The organism is Planktotalea frisia (assembly GCF_001890925.1).
GTDB classification, from domain to species: Bacteria; Pseudomonadota; Alphaproteobacteria; order Rhodobacterales; family Rhodobacteraceae; genus Planktotalea; species Planktotalea frisia.
The window spans coordinates 1-19,756 of sequence record NZ_MLCB01000188.1 but is presented as its reverse complement, the minus strand read 5'-3'; the positions used below and the strand labels follow the sequence as shown (position 1 = coordinate 19,756).

Here is a 19,756-nt window from a genome sequence, read left to right as displayed (position 1 = left end):
TCGATGGTTGAGCAAACTCTACATTAAACTGAGGGAAGTTTCGGGGGGCAGGTCAACTGTTCAATCCTCTTGATGCGATCTTCGAGATCAACATCCGGACCGCCTTTACGCAATGCCTGCTGACCTTGCTTGAATGCACGAACAGAGTCTTCGCCCTCTTTTCTGGATCTTGCGCCGTAAGTCGCAATAGCGCCTGTGCGTAACAAACGTTCCTCAAGATCCTCTTGCTCAGTCATATGATCAACTAGCGATTTCATGATCGCACCAGTATGATGGTCAGACCGTCATTGCCCTGCGACAGCTGCTTGGCTGTCTTCAAAAGTTGACGTTCATCAGCTGGAACATAGCCATCGATAACTTCGATCTTCTTGATGCGCATCTTCTGGATCGATCGAACAAGATCAGCTTTGTTGCGGGGGTATAGATTATCAAGCATCATAGCGTATCATCCATGCCGCTATAGAAGCTGACGGGCTCGTTCAGATCGTTTGGCTCATGACGGGCTTGCTTCTGGCGATATAAGAACTCACGTATGAGTAAATTGATCTGGCTAGTCATAGGCATATGCAACTGTCGGCATTCTGCTTCGAACTGTTCCTTTAACGGAACGGGTATACGATAATTTACAAAAACTACTTCTGTGTTCATCAATCAATCTCCTTTGATGGTTAGCTTTCCTGTAAATTATTTATATTTCTTAAGTTTTCGTTGGTTTTAGCCCATGCTGAGATTTCATTTTGTATAAATAACATTGAAAGCGACAGAGGTCGCACAAGCACCAATAAGGGCTGAGCATCCCGATCATATTCTTGCTCTCATAAGGTTTGACGACCCAATGTGAATATTCTCTGCGATTGGTGGCGGGGGAACGATGAGATACTTCAGCATCGTGCAAAGCACCCGAGTTGAGTGGGGGCAGGTAAATAACTCACAGGGATGAGATAACCAAGTCTCACGCATTCGGGATCGTTAGTCGATCAGCGCCTGAATGCCCCCGCAATTTTTAAAGCAAGTCGCAGTAAAGGTAAAACCGGATTGCCCTATCTCCCACATAGAGTGGTTTGCGGATCGACTATGTTAAGAGGCGCTAGACACAAGCCCAAAGACATACTTTGTCCTATCTGGGCAAGTATGTCTTCAAAACACTTCCACAACATCGTTAAGGCATTTTTATAGTTGATTTATTATGGGTCAAGTTATTGATTTTACTTGACAATACGTTTGAACTTTGGTATTAAGGTATTAAGGTATTAAGGTATTAAGGTATTAAGAAATAAATCTTAGCCTTATCCATCAATGAATCATTAACATTTAATGCGTCAACACGAAGTGTTGAGTTACTGCGAAGCAGTAACCAATCAAGAGTAATTGAATGCAGTTTAAGGCTTGTATCCAGCAAAAGGATTAAGACCTGATACATTGCTGAGGAACATGAATATTGTTCTTGAGAACTCGGTTAAGACAAACCCGAAGACGATGAATAACGTCACCTTCACGACCAATCCCATAATCGGATTCATCTGAGGCAGATATCGAAACGCATCTCGTAAGCCAAAAATTATTGCGGCAAACAATGTGACAAGCGTCAAGACAGTTAACAAGAATTGCAACAATCCATGTGTCGCATAAGCAAAACCATTCATCCAATGCATGCCGTTAGCATACTTGTTCGCTACCAAAATATTCGAGAACACAACGAAGGCCGCAGAAGCTTTGAAAGTTTGGTTTTGACTGATGCTTGCCATTGTTCTTCTAAGCAGTTTGGCTTGCCGAGATCATTCTTGCCCCCATCCTTCTGGAGGGCGAAAGCATTGACCGACTGCAGGTATCATTGGAGGCAGCCCTGCTTGACCAATAATTGACGGACGCAATGGCATCAGCTTGCGCTCACCTGCTTCAAATTCTGCCACTTCATGCTCAAACTTTTTCATTTCTGCATCATAATCATATTTGCTCTGAGCTTTGTCATAAGCAGACTTCGCTACTTTATATTCGGCAAGTGACCTATCTTCTTTAGCTTTACATGCCTTATATTCTTCGGACTTCGACCAATCTATCTGGCGGTAAAGTGGATCATCTGCCGTTGACATGCATGCGGACAACACCAGTGGTAAGATAAAGGAAAATCTAGCGAACATATTGTCTCCTTAGGAACTGGGATTGAGCATGAATTAAGTAAGGCTATTTTTCAACGTGTTTTGTTTCAATACAAATAATGCACATCCAATTCAGCTTTTATCACTCACTAATCTGCGACAATTACTTCCACGCCCAACAACAAAAATTTCTCACAAGAAATCAGCCCTTCACATTCTTGAACACCTGTAGAGCAGCCTCTTCATCGATCATGCCTGCTTCAAGCATATCCACGAGTGATGTCACAGCCGCATGCTTCTTACGATCTGCTGACTTTGAGCGATACTTTGTCAGTTCTTGAATAAATGCATCGCCCGAGACATGACGCCCGTAGTGATTGCGTATCTGTGTCACACCCGTGCCCATGTTCTCAGCCAAACGATAGATATCAACGCCCTGCTTCAATCGCTGGATCGCATAGAAGTGACGCAATGAATACAACGTGCGAGCCTTGTCATCAGAACTCGTGCGTAATCCCTCTGCCCTGCCCTCATGATCGATGTTTTTCAGGAATGTCTTGAACGCTGTGCTGAGATCAACCTCACCCACTTCGCCATCACGCTCTGAGTAGAAGATTAGATCGTTGCTCGCATTCCTGCCCGATATCTTCTTTAACTCATCCAGCACGCCGATGATGTGATCTGAATGTGCAACCGCTGTGCGTCCTCGTCTAACTTTACTGGTCTCGCCACGCACAGAGACAACCAGCTTCAAGCCATCGTCCATCTGACGCTTATCAAGATCACTCCAACGCAACTGCTTTAGCTCACCCACACGCATACCAGTTGATGATGCGAGAAGCACAAATGCATGAAGCATGCGTCTTTGTAACTGGTGGTATGTATTCACACGCTTGCCAGCATACTGACCACGACAATGTGCATAGTTGTAGAGATTGACTGTCAGGATAAGCCACTCATCGTCTGTGAAGGTATCTCGGTATCCATCTGTGCGCTCAGACTTCGCTATAGCGTCTTGTGGACTGATCTTAATCGTTCTTTGAAGATGACCTTCATCAACAGCGGCACGAAGCATCTCGTTTATCAGTGACGCCTCTGCTTTCAATGTCGCAAACGATGGCACCTTCGCAACGTTATGCGAACTGAACGTCTTCGCCCCTGCTCGTTCTTTGTTGTTCGCTATGCGCTTTTGACCTGCATCGCTGTTCCAGAAGTTCAGACGATAGTGCCAATAGCTATCAGCCTCCTTCTTCGTCAGATTAGAGATGTTCTTCTTGCCGAAGTAACCAGAGACATATCGAGCATAGACGCTCTTCTTCCACTTATAGCGTGTCTCGGTCAGTCGATGCTTCGTTGCTTCAATCCAGCCCCCAAAGAATGCATCAACCGTGACCGTCTTGAGCGCAAAGCCGCCCTTCGCTCGCACAAGCAGTTCCTCATATGCTTGCTCAGCCAGCAACATCGCACGAGCAGGATCATTCGTCTGACAACTGCGCCTGATATAGCCTGTGTGACCCGAGACTTTTGCACGAAAGTAGAAGTTGTCGTTACCCAGATCCACACGACGATGAATGATCAGCCGAGAGCCATAAATCTTACTGTCTTGTCGATCTTGATACTGACCCGCCATTGCCGAGAACTGAAACCTTCACATGAGAACTGCAAACTCAACGTGACTGGATCGTGACTTTTTGGCAAGAAAAACCGTGTAAAATCAGCATTCGGGACTCATATGAGACAAAGAAAAAGGAGCTACGATTTCCCGCAACCCCTTGTTTTTGTTGTATATTCCGTAAATACAGAATTAACGCTTGGAGAACTGGAAGCTACGACGCGCTTTACGCTTACCGGGCTTCTTACGCTCAACAACGCGGCTGTCGCGTGTGATAAAGCCAGCTGCTTTCAAAGCACCGCGCAAAGAGGGATCATAAAGCTGAAGTGCTTTAGAGATACCATGCTTAACCGCGCCCGCTTGACCAGACAGACCGCCACCTTTGACTGTCGCCGTGACGTCGAACTGATCTTCAACGCCAGCAACTGTGAAAGGCTGACGCAGGATCATCTGCAGAACTGGACGCGCGAAATACGCTGCCATTTCTTTGCCGTTTACGACAACCTTGCCGGAACCTGGCTTGATCCAAACGCGAGCAACCGCGTCTTTACGTTTGCCTGTCGCATAAGAACGACCGAGCTCATCACGCACTGCTTCGCGCAAAGGAGCTGTTTCAACAACTGCTGCTTCAACGCCTTCGGCAACTGCGCCGAGCTCTTCGAGAGAATTTACTTGATCAGCCATGATTACACCCGTGTGTTTTTGGAGTTCATGGACTTCACGTCCAAAACTTCTGGGTTTTGTGCTTCATGCGGGTGCTCTGCACCAGCGTATACACGCAAGTTCGTCATTTGCTGACGGCTCAGTGGGCCACCTGGCAGCATACGCTGAACCGCTTTGGTCATCACGCGCTCTGGGTATTCACCCTCAAGCAATTGACCAGCCGTGCGGAACTTGATGCCGCCTGGGTGGCCTGTGTGCCAGTAATATCTTTTATCCGTGCGCTTCTTGCCAGTCATCTGCACTTTTTCAGCGTTGATGATGATGACATTGTCGCCCATATCCATGTGCGGCGTGAAGGACGGCTTGTGCTTGCCGCGCAAGCGCATAGCAACGATCGAAGCGAGACGGCCCAAAACAACGCCTTCGGCGTCAATAATGATCCATTTCTTCTCGATGTCTGCTGGCTTTGCAGAGAAGGTTTTCATCGACTTATACCCTTATAGGTCTGTGCTCATAAAATAGCGCGCAAGACGACGCGCTCGATGTCTGCGTTATACGCGCGCTGATTTTCACGTCAACAGCTACAGTAACGTTTATATCAAGCAAAAACAGCGTGTTACAAATTAGGTATAATAATACCCCATCAAACACCGATCCGTTCAGAAGGATTATCGAGCAGTTCTCTCAGCCGCATGATCGCAGCTTCAAAGTGCTCGAGATCAATCTGCGCGTTGATAGCAATACGAACTGCATGAAGCGCGCGCGCATCGCGGCCCGCAAATTCTTCTGCCGGCCGGATTTGCACGCGTTCCACCTCTGCTGCCTGACAAAATGCAGACGCACGCCAACCTTCTGGCAAACGCAACCAAAGGAACGGCACATCTTTATGCCATGTCACATCATACGCGCCTAAATGATTGACGCAGGTTTGCACGTATTGAGAAAACACCGCGTTCACCTTGGCAGCGCACTCGGCAACATTCGGATCATTAAGCAAACGCTCAGCCAAATCAGCCAAGGGGGTCGCCAAGCCAAAGAAACCATGCTCGGCAGATCGACGTAGGGCTGGAACGCTCGGTTTAGGGGCCACAACAAAACCAATGCGCAAAGCTGGCGTCAAAGTCTTGGAGATAGACGACACGTACCAGCCCCGCTCAGGCGCGAGCATACGATAGCTCGGAGCACGGGACGCTCCCATGCGATAGCAATCGTCTTCGATAATCTGGATGTCATGTGCGCGCGCGACCTCTACAATCTCTTCACGACGCGAAACTGGCGTGAACAGCCCTGTAGGATTATGGACCTCAGGGGAAGTGCAGATTGCTTGAACAGTGTGAGATTTGGCAACAGCAGCAATGGCTTCGGGAATCATACCATCGCTATCCATAGGAATTGCAATGACTTCCGCACGCAGCAACGCAGCGGCACGTCTAAAGCCCGGATAGGATAATTCTTCAACCAATACGACAGGAGAAGGCCCTGTCAAAATGGATTGCAACGCCAAGCTTACACCATTCTGACCGCCATGCGATAAAACGATGTCTTCTTCATCAAGCGCACCCAACGGCGTGCCGCGCAACCAATGCTGCACCGCCTCACGGGCGGGTTTGAACGTTTTGCGGTTCGGGTAATGCATCACCCCTGATCGAGGGTTTGCAGCCACCTGACCCATATGTTGCTGAATCAATTTAGCCTGCCCCACGTCTGGCAATTGCGGAGAGGTTAAACGCGCGACATCAGGACGGCGTTCGATCGAGGGCGCAACTGTCAGAACATCCGATAAATAATCCGCTTTTGACTCCGACTCAGCCTTGGGCTTTGGTAAAGCAACGAACGTACCGCGACCAACAGCGGCTTCCAAAACACCCTCGTCCGTCAAAAGCGTGTAGGCACGCGCAACCGTTCCTGGGGTGATTTTGAGATCCCAAGCCAAATCGCGTACGGGCGGAAGTTTTTGCTGAACCTCCAGCGTTTCATCACCAATCGCATCGCGAATAGCTTCTGCGAGCGCTTTGTACTTAGGGCCATCACGACCCTCGATGCTGGGGAGCCAAATTGTATGCATTACAATCTTTCTGTAGACGTACAATATTTCACTTTGTATCTATACATTACGAAATGATTCACATTGTGTCAATACAATTTTAGGAGTGTCCCATGTCACAACCTCGCGCTCTGATCTCAGCAGATCTGCTCTTTCTCGATCAACACCGCCCTTTGCCGCTTTTGGCGACGCTCGCGGTCCGCATCGCTGTGACGTCTTCCAAATGGGCAGATCGCGCAAGGTCGCGTCGGGCACTCGCAAATCTGGATACACATCTGCTACGCGATATAGGCGTCAGCCCTTACGCAGCGGATATTGAAGCGAACAAGAGGTTCTGGCGCGCGTAGAGCACGCTTCGGACTGTTCCCAAGTTTCACGAACCTCTTACTTCGGCGGCTTTCATGGCTTAGGCATGGGCCGCCGCTTTTTATGACCGCTTGCGTTCACGCCAGATGATCAGCACTCCGGCTCCTACGATCAACAAAACGCCCGGGAATAGCGTATCGAGCGGTGCCTCTCCAAACAAAAGCCAGCCAAACAGACCTGCGGTCAAAATACCGAAATACCAAAACGGTGCCAACACTGATGGGCTGGCAATTCGGAACGCAACCATCATGAGCAAAACGCCTATTCCGCCAATCGTCGACATCAACAAAATCAAACCTGCATCTGCCCAGCTGTGAATGGGTGAAAACTCAGTCGTAAATGCTGCCAGAATGATTGCGCCAATGATCGAGCCGAGCGAAGAATAGAGATACAACAAGCCATTAGAGGTTTCAGGTCCAAATTTCCGCACGCTGACCATGGCAAACGCATAACAGGCCGCAGCCGCTACAGGCAGGATCGCTACCAGACTAAACGCATCCGATCCAGGTCGTAAAATCCACACAACACCAGCAAAGCCAATCACAAGTGCAATGATGCGCCAAATGCCAACTTTCTCGCCCAGATAAAGCACGGATAAGATCACGACAAAGAACGCATTTGTCTGGCCAAGCGTAGCAACCGTCGCCAGCTCAAGCTGCGACAACGCCGAGTAGAAAAAGAGCTGGGCAAAAGCAACTACAACACCACGACCAAGCGCGAGTTTTGGGTTTGCAACGTTCAAAGCACTGGCTTTGAAACGCAATTCTCCGGTCCAAATCAACAAAGCGAGCGACGGCAAGATGCCAAACACATTACGGTAAGCGGATAGCTCTTGCGCAGAATAATCCGCGCTCAAGATACGAACCAAAATTGACATCACATCAAAGCAAAGGATCGTCAGAAGGATAAGGCCGATCGCCTTGAAGCTCATCAGTTGAATTGGCGCGCCACTCACGTTGATCTCGGTGGAATCGCGTAGGTCAATGACGCGCGTGCGACCGGTGCGTCCATCCCTTCAGAATGTATCAATACATCCCCAACCGCGAGCGATCTTCCAAGCTTGTGAATCCGCGCTGATGCAATCAGATCAACACCAGCGGTCGGTTTTCGCATGAAATCAATGGAACAATTCGTGGTTACGGCCAACGTCACAGGCCCGATCATCGCCAAAACCACCAAATACATTGATACATCTGCCAATGCGAACATGGTTGGGCCGCTGATTGTACCTCCTGGGCGCAAATGCTCTTCTGCAACAGGCATACGCACGACGGCTTCCATCGGAGCGACGCTCTGCACGATGAAATCATTGGCCACCTGTGAAAATTCGCTCCGCATGAGGGCATTCAATGCCTCGACGTCCATTTTCAGTTCCAAGGCTTTCCTCCCGCGCGTCCTCGCTTTAGGGTTTTACTAACATTGATCGGAGAGCAAGATGGCAATTCTAGAACGTCGCGGCACAGGTGCAGTAGCGCATCTTCACATGAACGCCCCTGAACGGCTAAACGCGCTTTCTGATGAAATGATTGCTGCGCTTCAATCCGAGTTCGACGAACTGCGCGAAACCTCTTCTGTGCGTGCCATTGTGATCTCTGGCGCGGGGAAAGCTTTTTGTGCAGGGCATGATTTGAAGCAAATGACCGCTGGTCGGCAGAACGCAGATGGGGGCAAGGCATATTTCAAGGATCTTTTTGATCGCTGTGCCCACATGATGCAAAGCATCCGCGCCCTGCCCCAGCCAGTCATCGCACAAGTCCACGGCATCGCAACTGCTGCAGGTTGTCAGATGGTGGCGAGTTGCGATTTAGCGGTCGCGGCACATGGAACCCGCTTTGGCGTGAATGGTGTCAACATTGGTCTCTTTTGCTCGACCCCGATGGTGGCTCTCAGCCGCAACATTCCACGCAAACAAGCGTTTGAAATGCTTACAACAGGTGAATTTATCGAAACTGAGCGCGCTGAAGCTTTGGGATTGATTAACCGTGCCGTCGATCCGGAGCAGCTTGAGCGCGAAACCTTCAAGATGGCCGAAAAGATTGCCGACAAACTTGGTGCTGCGGTTAAGATTGGTAAATCAGCCTTTTATGAACAGATGGATATGCCGCTTGCCGGTGCGTATGAATTTACCGGAAACGTAATGGTCGAAAATATGCTTTATCGCGACACCGAAGAAGGCATCGCCGCATTTTTAGAAAAGCGTCCGCCAAATTGGACCCAAGACTAGGTTTTCAACAATCTTCTGGATTTCACGGCTTTTGTTCATGATAGAGATGTAATAGCGTGGCAAATATGGCCTGCATCCGGCGCGCAAATCACGCGCCCCTTTGCAGCCAAGGACAGCTAACGCCTTAAAATCTTGACGATACCTACGAACGACCGTCCTCGTTTCCAAGCCGCAACTAGACTGTTTCCGCTTCATCCTTTGCGCGTTTTTCGAATTGCTCGCAACCTGATCACGTCCGCGTGATTATTGCTGCGCGGGGTATTCACTTGGCCCGAGGAATTCCTGATGCGCACCTTTTTAACAACCATCCTTTTTGCAACGACAGCCAACTTGGCGCTGGCGTCTGATTTGCCCAACCCGATCTTGCCATCCGACTTTCCAGCGCTTGATACTGAAACAGTGGCCTTGGGCCGCCAGCTTTTCTTTGACCCTGTGCTTTCTGGCAACGACAACATCGCTTGCGCAACCTGCCATCACCCCGCACTCGGTACAGGTGATGCAATGTCACTCTCAATTGGCGAAGGTGGTTTAGGCCTCGGACGTTTGCGCGAAGTTGTAAACGGCAATGCGCCAAAGGCACGGATTCCACGCAATGCTCCAGCGCTTTTCAATCTTGGCGCTCGCGAATTTACGGTGATGTTCCATGATGGCCGTGTGCAACTCAATCGTGAATCAATGTACGGCATCGCGATGCCCGAGGGCCGCACGCTTGAACGCCCTGTGAACACTGCGCTGGCAGCTCAAAACATTTTGCCTATCCTCAGCCATGATGAAATGGCCGGACATCCCGGCGAAAACGCAATTGCTGACGCAATTGACGCGGAAAACATTCATGGTCCCGACGGCGCTTGGCAGCTCATCGCTGCCAAAGTAGAAGCTATCGAAGAGTATCGTATGGCCTTTGATTGGATCATCGGCAAAGACGAACCTATTCACATAACCGACATCAGCAACGCGCTGTCACAATTCATCACCTATGAATTTCGCGCCACAGACAGCCCTTTTGATCAATACTTGAATGGCAAACAAGAGGCGCTCGAAGTCGATCAAATGGCCGGTATGGAATTGTTCTACGGCAAAGCAAATTGCTCTTCCTGTCACTCTGGAAAGTTCCAAACAGATCATGGCTTTCACGCCATCGGCCTTCCACAATTTGGACCTGGAAAAGACGACGCTTACTCAGACGCAGGCCGCGGCATGATTTCCGGCGTCAAAGAGGACAAATACCGCTTCCGCACCCCTAGCCTAAGAAACGTCACGCTCAGCGCGCCCTACGGCCACAATGGAGCCTATACGGATCTAGAAGCGATGGTGCGTCATCACCTTGATCCCTTCGAAGGCCTTGGCAACTATGATCGCCGTCAAGCTGCGCTACACGAACTTGGTGAATCCGAAAAAGACTGGAAGCCTATGGACGATCTGGCAGAAGTGCTGCGCATCGCGATGGCTGCCGAAATTGAGCCTGTCGATCTATCTGAGAGTGAAATTGATCAACTCATGAGTTTCCTCCGTGCGCTTGAAGATCCGATTAGTCGCCATGGTCGCCTTGGCGTTCAGGATCGTGTTCCGTCTGATTTGCCCCTCGACCCAATATCTGACCCGAGTTAAAAGTTTGCTAATTGCCGCGCACTGACCTACATGCGCGGCATGGAAAAAACTCTACACATCATCGGTGGCGGTCTCGCTGGATCTGAAGCAGCTTGGCAAGCAGCCAACTTGGGCATCTCTGTGGTCATCCACGAGATGCGCCCAAAGGTCGAAACGTTCGCCCATAAGTCCGGTGACCTTGCGGAAATGGTCTGTTCCAATTCCTTCCGTTCCGACGATCACGAACAAAACGCTGTTGGCTTGTTGCATTGGGAAATGCGTCAGGCCGGTGGGTTGATTATGGAAACGGCTGGCGAACATCGCTTGCCTGCGGGTGGCGCGTTGGCTGTTGATCGTGAATCCTTTGCTGCAGGTGTCACGAAAAAAATACTAGAACATCCGCTAATAACCGTTGATTATGAAGAGATTACAGAGCTTCCTTCAAGTGGTCATTGGATCATCGCGACAGGTCCTTTGACCTCGTCCGCCCTGGGTGAAGCGATCGCTGCAGAAACGGGTCAAAATGCTCTTGCTTTCTTTGACGCAATCGCGCCGATTATCTACGCAGACAGCATCGATATGAGCAAAGCTTGGATGCAATCGCGCTATGACAAAGGCGACACCGAAGAAGAGCGTACGGCGTATCTAAATTGTCCAATGGACAAGGCCCAATATGATCAGTTTATTGATGCATTGCTTGAAGCAGAAAAGACCGAATTTCACGAAGGTGAAACAGCAAAATATTTCGATGGGTGCCTACCGATTGAAGTTATGGCTGAACGCGGACGTGAAACGCTTCGCCATGGACCGATGAAACCTGTCGGCCTTACCAATCCGCACCAACCTGACGTCAAAGCACACGCAGTCGTGCAACTCAGGCGCGACAACGCGCTTGGAACTCTATTCAATATAGTAGGCTTTCAAACCAAGATGAAGTACGGTGCGCAAGCGACTGTTTTCAAGTCAATTCCTGGATTGGAGGGTGCAAATTTCGCGCGCTTAGGTGGTATTCACCGCAACACATTTCTTAACTCACCTACGCTTCTGGATGGGCAAATGCGCCTTAAATCACAGCCACATATTCGTTTTGCAGGCCAAATCACCGGCGTAGAAGGTTACGTCGAAAGCGCCGCGATGGGTCTTCTTGCCGGTCGCCTTGCTGCCGCAGAAATAAAAGGCGAAGTGATGCCCGATCTCCCTCAAGATACCGCGACTGGCGCACTCGTGCATCATATAACGGGCGGTGCTGATGCCAAAACCTTTCAGCCAATGAACATCAACTTCGGATTGTTCAGACCTGTTGAGGGCTTAAAAGGTGGTCGCAGAGGCCGCACAGATCGCTACAAAGCATACACAGATCGTGCGAAAAATGCTTGGTCAGAATGGCTTAGCGTACAAGGCTAGACAGAACCATCGTGGCGAGTTAGCGTTCAACTATGGCAGACACATTTCTTGACAAAGCTTACGATACAGTCGGTACAGAAGCGACACGTGCGCTCTATGCCGACTGGGCTAAAAGCTACGATAAAGAAATTAGCGAAAATGGTTATGCGACCCCGGGACGCTGCGCAGATGCCTTAAAAAGCGTCACGCGCGACTTCACAAAGCCTATCTTGGACTTTGGATGCGGCACCGGTCTTTCTGGCCTCGCCTTATCTTTGGCCGGCTTTAAAACAATCGATGGCGTCGACTTGACTCAAGAAATGTTAGATCGCGCGAAAGAAAAGCAGCTCTATCGCAGCCTAAGACTATCCGAGCCAGATAAAGGTTTTACTATTAACTCCGGTGAGTACGCGGCGGTTGCATCCATAGGCGTTATTGGCGCTGGCGCTGCACCAATTGACGTTTTTGATATGATTATCAATGCATTACCAAGTGAAGCTCATTTCGTTTTTTCATTCAATGACCACACTTTGAAAGACCCAAGTTTTGAAGCAAATGTTAACGCTGCTATCGCTGCCAACAAAGCGAAAATTCTGGTTGAAAACTATGGCGATCATTTACGCGGTCTCAACATGAAGTCGAAAGTATATGTTCTTGAAAAAACGTGACTTTTAGGACCCGATTTGCGCCGAGTCCGACAGGTCCCTTGCACCTAGGACACGCATATTCAGCGCTAATTGCACATGATCTTGCACGCTCCAAAAATGGCAAATTCTTTTTGCGCTTGGATGATATTGATCAAACGCGCTCGCGGGCTCATTGGGCCGATCAAATTACATCAGATCTATCATGGCTTGGGATCACATGGGATGGACCAATCTGGTCGCAAAACACAAGATCAAAGGCTTACTCCAAAGCGCTGCATCGGTTATGGGACATGGGTCTGCTCTATCCTTGCACCTGTTCACGCGCCGATATCAAGGTCGCGGCAAGCGCACCACAAGAAGGTGCCGCAATTTCTGGTCCCGATGGTATCATTTATCCCGGAACTTGCCGTGGCGTTCCTAAAATCGAGTTTCAGACAAACGCCGCCCTTCGCTTAAACATAAAAAAAGCTCTTCAACAAATTGAAACAGAAGACATAAAGTTCTTTGAGAATGATGTACCATACCACCAAAGTGACACTCAGATGATCGCAACTATCGGAGATGTCGTTCTAGCCCGTAAGAACATGGACACGTCTTACCACCTCTCGATTGTTGTCGATGACGCGGAACAAGGTATCACCGATGTCATTCGTGGTGAAGACCTAAGGGAAGCCACGTACATTCACGTCCTATTGCAAAAACTCTTGGGTCTAAGGACGCCAAATTACATCCACCATCGACTGATCAGAGATGAAAACGCAAAGCGTTTAGCAAAACGAGATGATGCGCGTGCTATTTCAAAATTTCGAGAGGATGGATTAACCATACAAGATATCTACGCTTTGGTCGGCCTCGAGCCTAGGACATAGGCGACATAAGCTCTGTCTCGCAACCATCTGTAACGGATGTATAAAAACAGCTTAAACGGTTTGTATGGCAAGCGGGACCTGACTGTCTTACGATCGCTAAAAGACAGTCTTTGTCACAGTCCATTCGCAAATCAACCAATTCTTGGACATTGCCAGACGTTTCGCCTTTGATCCAAAATGACTGCCGCGAGCGCGACCAATACGTCACTTTGCCGCTCGCCAATGTTCGCTTAACCGCTTCTTCATTCATCCATGCCATCATCAAGACAACACCTGATGTCTCTGCCTGCGCGATCACAGGAATAAGACCGGATTCATTGTAAGCCAACGTTGCGGGATCGAAAGCCATTGTGCTACCCCTTTGAAAATTGTTGTTGCACGTCTATTTAGGGAATTATGTCCCTCAACGAAAGCGCTCACTTCATGTCCGGCGAAACCGATCTTATCAAGCTCTATTCGGGGCGCATACTCGCTCTTGCCGCGGATATTCCTCATTCGGAACGACTAACAAGCGCCGATGCAAGCGTTAAAAAGCGCTCCCCCTTATGCGGATCGATTGTCACCGTTGATCTTGATATCACCGATGGTCGTGTTTCAGCTTTCGGGCAAGACGTAAAAGCCTGCGCTCTTGGCCAAGCGTCTGCATCTGTGGTTGGCGGGGCATTGATTGGATGTACCCCAGCACAAGCGTTCAAAGCGCGCGATCAACTCCGCGCATTGCTCAAAGGTAGCGGTGAAATTCCCGACGCTCCGTTCGATGGATTTGAAGTATTCTTGCCCGCATCTGCCTACAAAAACCGTCATGCTTCAATTTTGTTATCAATAGAAGCCGCTTGTGAGGCGATTGACATAATCTATGCAAAAGAAAAAAACGCCGCTCACCCAGTTTAGGGTAGCGGCGCAAAGTAAGTGCTTTCATGTGGGACCCGATAATCGCCGGAAATGAGCCAGGCAAAGCTCGTTTAGGACAACACTCTCGTTGGGACAGGACGTGTTGAGTTGCATCTAAGTTGGGACAGGATGCTTGGCGGTCGGCACGAAATCACGAGGCAAAAACTCAAACAAAAACAGGTATGTGCAGGGTCGCTACGAAAATCGTCATCAAGGCGATTGCGCCGATTGCATCGTGCACCAAGGTGCGGTCCGCGCGGGCAATGACTGTTTTGACTTGATCTATCATTGTATGTCTCCTGCTCAATCTTGCTTTTTGTTGCACCTTTGTTCTCACCTTTAAAAGGATCTGTAAAGAACAAAGTGGAACATTTGAGAACATTTCGTTAACTAAATTACTAACCCACTGAAATTAAACGAATTGCTTGATCCTGCTCCATTAACCAAAGCAGGACACGCGCTGCTTTGCCCCGTTCAGAGGTAAGTTCTGGATCATCGTGCAATAATTTACGCGCATCACTTTGTGCTATGTCCATCAAAGCAATTTGGCTTTCCATGTCAGCGACCCGAAAACGCGGCAAGCCCGATTGCGCGGTCCCGATCAGGTCGCCAGCGCCACGCATTTGCAAATCTGTTTCGGAAATTTTAAAGCCATCATTGGTTTCGCGCAGCACCGTCAGGCGTTTTTGTCCATTCTCCGACAAAGGGGCTTTGTACATGAGCAAACAAGTCGAGGCCTCAGAGCCACGCCCCACACGGCCCCGAAGTTGATGAAGCTGCGCCAAACCAAAGCTTTCTGCACGCTCGATAACCATAATTGTCGCTTTGGGAACATTCACTCCCACCTCGATGACCGTTGTTGCCACCAGCACCTGCGCGCGTCCCTCAACAAAATCAGACATAGCTGCGTCTTTTTCCGCCGCGGGCATTTGACCGTGGACAAGTCTGATCACGTCTTCGCCCAAGAGCGCACGCAAGGTTTTGAAACGCTCTTCTGCTGCGATGAGGTCAGACACCTCGCTTTCACCGACCAACGGACAGACCCAATAGGCCTGCCGCCCCTGCGAAATCGCGTCCCGAAGATGATTGATAACTTCGCTGACGCGTTCATCTGAAATGAGCGCCGTTTTGATAGGTTGCCTACCAGCGGGTTTTTCATCCAAGACAGAGACATCCATATCCCCATATTGCGCCAGCGCCAGACTGCGCGGAATGGGTGTCGCGGTCATCACGAGAACATCCGCGCTCTGGCCTTTTTTACCAAGCTCAAGTCGTTGGCGCACACCAAAACGATGTTGTTCATCAACGATTGCAAGACGCAGATCTTTGAAGTGAACGTCTTTTTGGAACACCGCATGCGTCCCGACAAGAATTTGTATTTTCCCATCGACCAGCGCTGATAACTTTGCAGCCCTCTCACGCCCTTTGTCGCGGCCCGTCAGAAGCTCTAGCACCACGCCCGCATTCTCGGCCAACGGTTGAAGACCCTCCAAATGTTGGCGCGCCAAGATTTCGGTAGGCGCCATCATGACGCCCTGCCCGCCTGCTTCAACAACCGCGAGCAGCGCCATAAACGCCACAAGCGTTTTACCGGAACCAACATCACCTTGCAGCAATCGGTTCATACGATGCGGGCTGGCCATATCCTGTGTGATTTCGTCAATCGAACGCAACTGCGCACCAGTGGGCTTATAGGGTAAGGAACTTAACACTTTGTTGCGAAGCTTGCCCGTTCCGTGACTTTCAACGCCAGGTGCGCGACGCCGGTTCGCGCGCGCCAAGGCCAAAGTCAGCTGATGCGCCATAAATTCATCATAGGCGAGTCTCTCTCGGGCCGGCGAATAGGCCGCCAAATCCCCAAGATTTTCAGGTGCATGAACGCTCGCGATTGCATCATGCCAATCAGGCCATTCTTTCACTTTCTTTTGCGTTTCATCAATCCACTCTGACAATACGGGAACGCGTTGAAGCGCACTCGCGATTGACTTAGTTAACGGCTTTTGCGTGACACCAGCCGTAAGTGGATAAACAGGTTCAAAACTCGGAATTTGCGCCGCATCCTCTGGGCGAACCACGTGATCTGGATGCACCATTTGTGCGAGTCCATCAAAAAGCTCGACCTTTCCTGAAACGACGCGACGCTGCCCCGTCGGTAACAATTTACCAAGGTAGTCGCCGCGCGCGTGGAAATACACGAGTTGAAACGCAATTTGAGAATCGACAACATCAATCCGGTAAGCTCCCCCCTTGTTTCGTGGGGGACGATGTTGGCCGATCTCGACTTCAACCGTTAATGTTGCAGGCGCATCCGCTCCTTGGACGCTTTCTTTAATCGTTCGATCTATGCCCGAAAATGGCAACAAAAACAAAAGGTCACGAGGCTTTTCGACACCTAGCCCGGCCATATTCTGTGCTGTTTTCGGACCGACGCCATCAAGGCTTGTGAGCTCGGCGAAAAGCGGGAATAGGATCTCAGGACGCGCGCTCATAAGCCCTCGATAAGGTTGAGCCAAGCGTCCTCATCCATCGTTCGCACGCCTAAATCGGCCGCCTTTTTCGCCTTTGATCCCGCGCCGGGCCCAGCAACCAAAATATCGGATTTGGCGGATACAGACCCTGACACTTTCGCGCCAAGTGCTTCTGCGCGCGCTTTGGCTTCGGCGCGGGTCATTTTTTCTAAAGTTCCCGTGAAAACCACGATTTTGCCTGCGACAGGACTGTCTGTGTCTGGTTGCTCAGCATTTTCTATGGATAATTCACTGCTCAACCGTGTGATTGACGCGCGCTCCGCTTCGTTTTGGAAAGCCCCCACGAGCGAAGTGGCCATTACATCACCCACGCCATCAATCGACAAAAGCTCGTTCCAAGCCGCGCTTGACGTGTCCTTTGCTTCGTCCATGGCATCAACAAACGCACTCCAAGTTCCGTAATGACGCGCAATCAAAGCCGCACTTTGAGCCCCCACATGACGCAAACCAAGCGCGTAAAGAACGCGTGCAAATCCAATGTTGCGCCGTGCATCGATGGCTTCAAACAACTTGTCTGCACTTTTTGCGCCCCAGCCATCACGGTTTTTCAGCTTGGTCAATTGCATGCTGTCGCGTTGCTTGAGAGTGAAAATATCAGCAGGCTCTCGTATCGAGAGACCTTCGTCATGATAGAACATTTCGATCTGTTTTGCCCCAAGCCCATCGATATCAAATGCGCCGCGAGAAACGAAGTGTTTCAATTTTTCAACGGCTTGAGCCGGGCAAACAAGCCCGCCGCTACAACGGCGAATGGCATCACCCTCTTCGCGATTAGCGGCGCTTTGGCATTCAGGGCAAATGCTCGGAAATTCGAAAGGGATGCTATCGCTTGGTCGTTTATTCAAATCAACGTCACGGATTTTCGGAATTACGTCGCCGGCTCGGTAAATTTGCACCCAATCCCCAACACGAATATCGCGACCTTCGCGAATGGGTGCGCCGCTACTATCGCGCCCTTTGATGTAGTCTTCGTTATGAAGAGTTGCATTCGACACGACGACGCCACCGACGGTAATGGGCGTTAAACGCGCTACCGGACTTAGCGCGCCAGTGCGTCCAACCTGAATATCGATAGCTTCAAGATGCGTCCACGCCAGCTCGGCCGGGAATTTATGCGCAATCGCCCAACGCGGTGTCGTTGCCCGAAAGCCGAGGCGAGACTGGTATGAAAGGTCATCAACTTTATAAACTACGCCGTCGATATCATACCCGAGATCCGCGCGTTGTTGTTCGATTGAGCGGTAGTGTGTGATTAAGTCGGGTGTTGTGTGAAACTGCTTCGTTAACGGATTGATCTCAAATCCGAACGTTTTGAGACGCGCGATGGCCTGATATTGTGTTTGCGCAAGCGGTTCGGAAACTTCACCCCAAGCATAAGCAAAGAATTTTAATGGGCGCGATTTGGTGATTTCAGAGTCAAGTTGGCGCAGCGATCCAGCTGCAGCGTTGCGCGGGTTGGCAAAAGTTTTTCCGCCGCGTTCTATTTGGCGCGCGTTAAGAATATCGAAATCGCTATGGCTCATGTAAACTTCGCCGCGCACTTCAAGGATGTCAGGCGCATTAGCTATTATTTGAGGGATATCAGAAATCGTCTTAGCATTTGCCAAAACACCCTCGCCAATAGCACCATCACCACGCGTTGCCGCTTGAACCAACTGCCCGCGTTCATAGCGCAAGGAAAGCGACAGGCCATCGATCTTTGGTTCAGCGGTGAACGCAAGCGGCGTATCATCGGACAATCCCAAATATTTGCGAATACCTTGAGCAAAATCGCTCACATCTTCGTCCGTGAAGGCATTCCCGAGTGACATCATGCGCTGCGCATGTGCGACTTTAGCAAAACCATCTTGAACCGGCGCGCCAACTTGTTTGCTGGGACTGTCATCGCGAATAAGGTCGGGGAAACGTTTCTCTATTTCTGCATTGCGCAGCTTGAGCGCATCAAAATCAGCATCACTGATTCTAGGTGCGTCATTTTTGTGATAATCAAGGTTCGCAGTGTTCAGCTGTTCCGCCAGATCAGCCAACTCGGCGCGTGCGGCATCCGTCGTTAAGTCTGCAATGTCAGGTTTTGCCATGCGCGTCTCCCCCAAGAAGTCGCGGTAGTGATAAGGGGGCGACGCAAGCTCGTCCAGAGGCTGGCAAAAATGGGCTCCAGAACGCCACATTTTATAACAGAGGCGTTAACCCGCCATTGCCGATTGTGGAACCGCTTGCTCTGCATCGATTGGATCGCGAAGCACATAACCACGGCCCCAGACTGTTTCGATGTAACTATCTTCCATTGTTGCTTCGCACAGTTTCTTGCGCAATTTGCAAATGAAGACGTCAATAATCTTGAGTTCCGGCTCATCCATGCCGCCATAAAGATGGTTTAGGAACATCTCTTTGGTAAGCGTCGTGCCTTTGCGCAAAGATAAAAGTTCGAGCATTTGATACTCTTTGCCTGTCAGATGGACAGTTGCGCCATCCACCTCGACAGTTTTGGCGTCGAGGTTCACTGCAATCTTGCCAGTGTGGATAATCGATTGTGAGTGCCCCTTGGAGCGGCGAATAATTGCGTGAATGCGCGCAATAAGCTCTTCCCGATGGAATGGTTTGGTAAGATAATCATCGGCCCCAAAACCGAACCCTTTGATTTTGCTCTCTGTGTCATCAGAGCCGGACAGAATCAAAATCGGTGTATCAATGCGCGCAAGACGTAATTGTCTGAGCACTTCATGACCGTTCATGTCAGGCAAATTCAGATCCAGAAGGATCAAATCATATACACAGAGTCCTCGAGCACCCGACTTTTGACGGGTTGACGTCTGACCGTAGAACGATTCAGCTAACCGCATGATCCG

General features: G+C 49.9%; 23 protein-coding genes. 7 read left to right on the top strand and 16 right to left on the bottom strand.

Features of this window, described 5'->3' with window-relative positions; all coding sequences use genetic code 11:
- Positions 1–23: 23 nt before the first annotated feature.
- The 9 genes from PFRI_RS17565 to PFRI_RS17525 all read right to left on the bottom strand — a co-directional run bounded on the left by PFRI_RS17565 (position 24) and on the right by PFRI_RS17525 (position 6,436).
- The gene (locus PFRI_RS17565) at positions 24–257 is read right to left on the bottom strand and encodes a hypothetical protein (RefSeq protein WP_072632008.1); all 234 of its coding nucleotides are present in this window, start codon (positions 255–257) and stop codon (positions 24–26) included.
- The gene (locus tag PFRI_RS17560; protein ID WP_072632007.1) at positions 254–439 is read right to left on the bottom strand and encodes a hypothetical protein; all 186 of its coding nucleotides are present in this window, start codon (positions 437–439) and stop codon (positions 254–256) included. Before PFRI_RS17560 ends, PFRI_RS17565 begins: the two co-directional genes overlap by 4 nt.
- On the bottom strand, positions 436–648 hold the full coding sequence (locus PFRI_RS17555; protein WP_072632006.1) for a hypothetical protein: 213 nt from the start codon (positions 646–648) through the stop codon (positions 436–438). The genes PFRI_RS17560 and PFRI_RS17555 overlap by 4 nt, the downstream gene beginning before the upstream one ends.
- Positions 649–1,379: 731 nt before the next feature.
- Complete coding sequence (locus PFRI_RS17550) at positions 1,380–1,745, bottom strand: hypothetical protein (protein ID WP_072632005.1); 366 nt, start codon at positions 1,743–1,745, stop codon at positions 1,380–1,382.
- A gap of 30 nt (positions 1,746–1,775) precedes the next feature.
- Positions 1,776–2,138: a hypothetical protein gene (locus tag PFRI_RS17545; protein ID WP_072632004.1), complete on the bottom strand. Its 363-nt coding sequence runs from the start codon at positions 2,136–2,138 to the stop codon at positions 1,776–1,778.
- Positions 2,139–2,298: 160 nt separating this feature from the next.
- A complete protein-coding gene (locus PFRI_RS17540; protein WP_072632003.1) occupies positions 2,299–3,726 on the bottom strand; it encodes a site-specific integrase in 1,428 nt (475 codons plus the stop codon).
- A 174-nt stretch (positions 3,727–3,900) separates the two neighbouring features.
- Entirely contained in the window at positions 3,901–4,392 is a 492-nt protein-coding gene (gene rpsI / locus PFRI_RS17535; RefSeq protein ID WP_072632002.1) for a 30S ribosomal protein S9, read from the bottom strand.
- A gap of 2 nt (positions 4,393–4,394) precedes the next feature.
- Complete coding sequence (gene rplM / locus PFRI_RS17530; RefSeq protein WP_072632001.1) at positions 4,395–4,856, bottom strand: 50S ribosomal protein L13; 462 nt, start codon at positions 4,854–4,856, stop codon at positions 4,395–4,397.
- 158 nt (positions 4,857–5,014) lie between these two features.
- Positions 5,015–6,436, bottom strand: coding sequence for an aminotransferase-like domain-containing protein (locus PFRI_RS17525; protein WP_072632000.1), 1,422 nt, complete (start codon positions 6,434–6,436; stop codon positions 5,015–5,017).
- A 92-nt stretch (positions 6,437–6,528) separates the two neighbouring features.
- Here PFRI_RS17525 and PFRI_RS17520 point away from each other — a divergent pair, with 92 nt between their 5' ends.
- A complete protein-coding gene (locus PFRI_RS17520) occupies positions 6,529–6,762 on the top strand; it encodes a DUF1127 domain-containing protein (protein WP_072631999.1) in 234 nt (77 codons plus the stop codon).
- Between the two features lie 80 nt (positions 6,763–6,842).
- On the opposite strand, the gene PFRI_RS17515 is transcribed toward PFRI_RS17520, so the two are convergent.
- Both PFRI_RS17515 and PFRI_RS17510 read right to left on the bottom strand, forming a co-directional pair.
- Entirely contained in the window at positions 6,843–7,736 is an 894-nt protein-coding gene (locus PFRI_RS17515; protein ID WP_245812438.1) for a DMT family transporter, read from the bottom strand.
- Positions 7,733–8,158 carry a PaaI family thioesterase gene (locus PFRI_RS17510; RefSeq protein WP_072631998.1) on the bottom strand — a complete coding sequence of 142 codons (426 nt, stop codon included), beginning with the start codon at positions 8,156–8,158 and terminating at the stop codon, positions 7,733–7,735. The genes PFRI_RS17515 and PFRI_RS17510 overlap by 4 nt, the downstream gene beginning before the upstream one ends.
- Before the next feature lie 58 nt (positions 8,159–8,216).
- Here PFRI_RS17510 and PFRI_RS17505 point away from each other — a divergent pair, with 58 nt between their 5' ends.
- The 5 genes from PFRI_RS17505 to gluQRS all read left to right on the top strand — a co-directional run bounded on the left by PFRI_RS17505 (position 8,217) and on the right by gluQRS (position 13,491).
- A complete protein-coding gene (locus PFRI_RS17505; RefSeq protein ID WP_072631997.1) occupies positions 8,217–9,005 on the top strand; it encodes an enoyl-CoA hydratase in 789 nt (262 codons plus the stop codon).
- Positions 9,006–9,290: 285 nt separating this feature from the next.
- Positions 9,291–10,613 (top strand): cytochrome-c peroxidase, encoded by a 1,323-nt coding sequence (locus PFRI_RS17500; protein ID WP_072631996.1) that lies wholly within the window; start codon positions 9,291–9,293, stop codon positions 10,611–10,613.
- 39 nt (positions 10,614–10,652) lie between these two features.
- Positions 10,653–11,996, top strand: coding sequence for a methylenetetrahydrofolate--tRNA-(uracil(54)-C(5))-methyltransferase (FADH(2)-oxidizing) TrmFO (gene trmFO, locus PFRI_RS17495; RefSeq protein ID WP_072632009.1), 1,344 nt, complete (start codon positions 10,653–10,655; stop codon positions 11,994–11,996).
- Positions 11,997–12,028: 32 nt separating this feature from the next.
- Complete coding sequence (locus PFRI_RS17490; RefSeq protein ID WP_072631995.1) at positions 12,029–12,643, top strand: class I SAM-dependent DNA methyltransferase; 615 nt, start codon at positions 12,029–12,031, stop codon at positions 12,641–12,643.
- On the top strand, positions 12,640–13,491 hold the full coding sequence (gene gluQRS, locus PFRI_RS17485; RefSeq protein WP_072631994.1) for a tRNA glutamyl-Q(34) synthetase GluQRS: 852 nt from the start codon (positions 12,640–12,642) through the stop codon (positions 13,489–13,491). The genes PFRI_RS17490 and gluQRS overlap by 4 nt, the downstream gene beginning before the upstream one ends.
- On the opposite strand, the gene hisI is transcribed toward gluQRS, so the two are convergent.
- Positions 13,481–13,840 (bottom strand): phosphoribosyl-AMP cyclohydrolase, encoded by a 360-nt coding sequence (gene hisI, locus PFRI_RS17480; RefSeq protein ID WP_072631993.1) that lies wholly within the window; start codon positions 13,838–13,840, stop codon positions 13,481–13,483. The genes gluQRS and hisI overlap by 11 nt on opposite strands.
- 74 nt (positions 13,841–13,914) lie before the next feature.
- Here hisI and PFRI_RS17475 point away from each other — a divergent pair, with 74 nt between their 5' ends.
- Complete coding sequence (locus PFRI_RS17475; RefSeq protein ID WP_072631992.1) at positions 13,915–14,382, top strand: iron-sulfur cluster assembly scaffold protein; 468 nt, start codon at positions 13,915–13,917, stop codon at positions 14,380–14,382.
- Between the two features lie 166 nt (positions 14,383–14,548).
- Here the strand turns inward: PFRI_RS17475 and PFRI_RS21885 are convergent, their stop codons facing one another.
- The 4 genes from PFRI_RS21885 to ctrA form a co-directional block, all read right to left on the bottom strand.
- Positions 14,549–14,671 (bottom strand): hypothetical protein, encoded by a 123-nt coding sequence (locus tag PFRI_RS21885; RefSeq protein ID WP_281249330.1) that lies wholly within the window; start codon positions 14,669–14,671, stop codon positions 14,549–14,551.
- A gap of 109 nt (positions 14,672–14,780) precedes the next feature.
- Positions 14,781–16,871 carry an ATP-dependent DNA helicase RecG gene (recG, locus tag PFRI_RS17470; protein ID WP_072631991.1) on the bottom strand — a complete coding sequence of 697 codons (2,091 nt, stop codon included), beginning with the start codon at positions 16,869–16,871 and terminating at the stop codon, positions 14,781–14,783.
- A complete protein-coding gene (gene ligA / locus PFRI_RS17465) occupies positions 16,868–18,988 on the bottom strand; it encodes an NAD-dependent DNA ligase LigA (RefSeq protein ID WP_072631990.1) in 2,121 nt (706 codons plus the stop codon). The genes recG and ligA overlap by 4 nt, the downstream gene beginning before the upstream one ends.
- Before the next feature lie 105 nt (positions 18,989–19,093).
- Positions 19,094–19,750 carry a response regulator transcription factor CtrA gene (ctrA, locus tag PFRI_RS17460; RefSeq protein ID WP_084649749.1) on the bottom strand — a complete coding sequence of 219 codons (657 nt, stop codon included), beginning with the start codon at positions 19,748–19,750 and terminating at the stop codon, positions 19,094–19,096.
- Positions 19,751–19,756 lie beyond the last annotated feature (6 nt).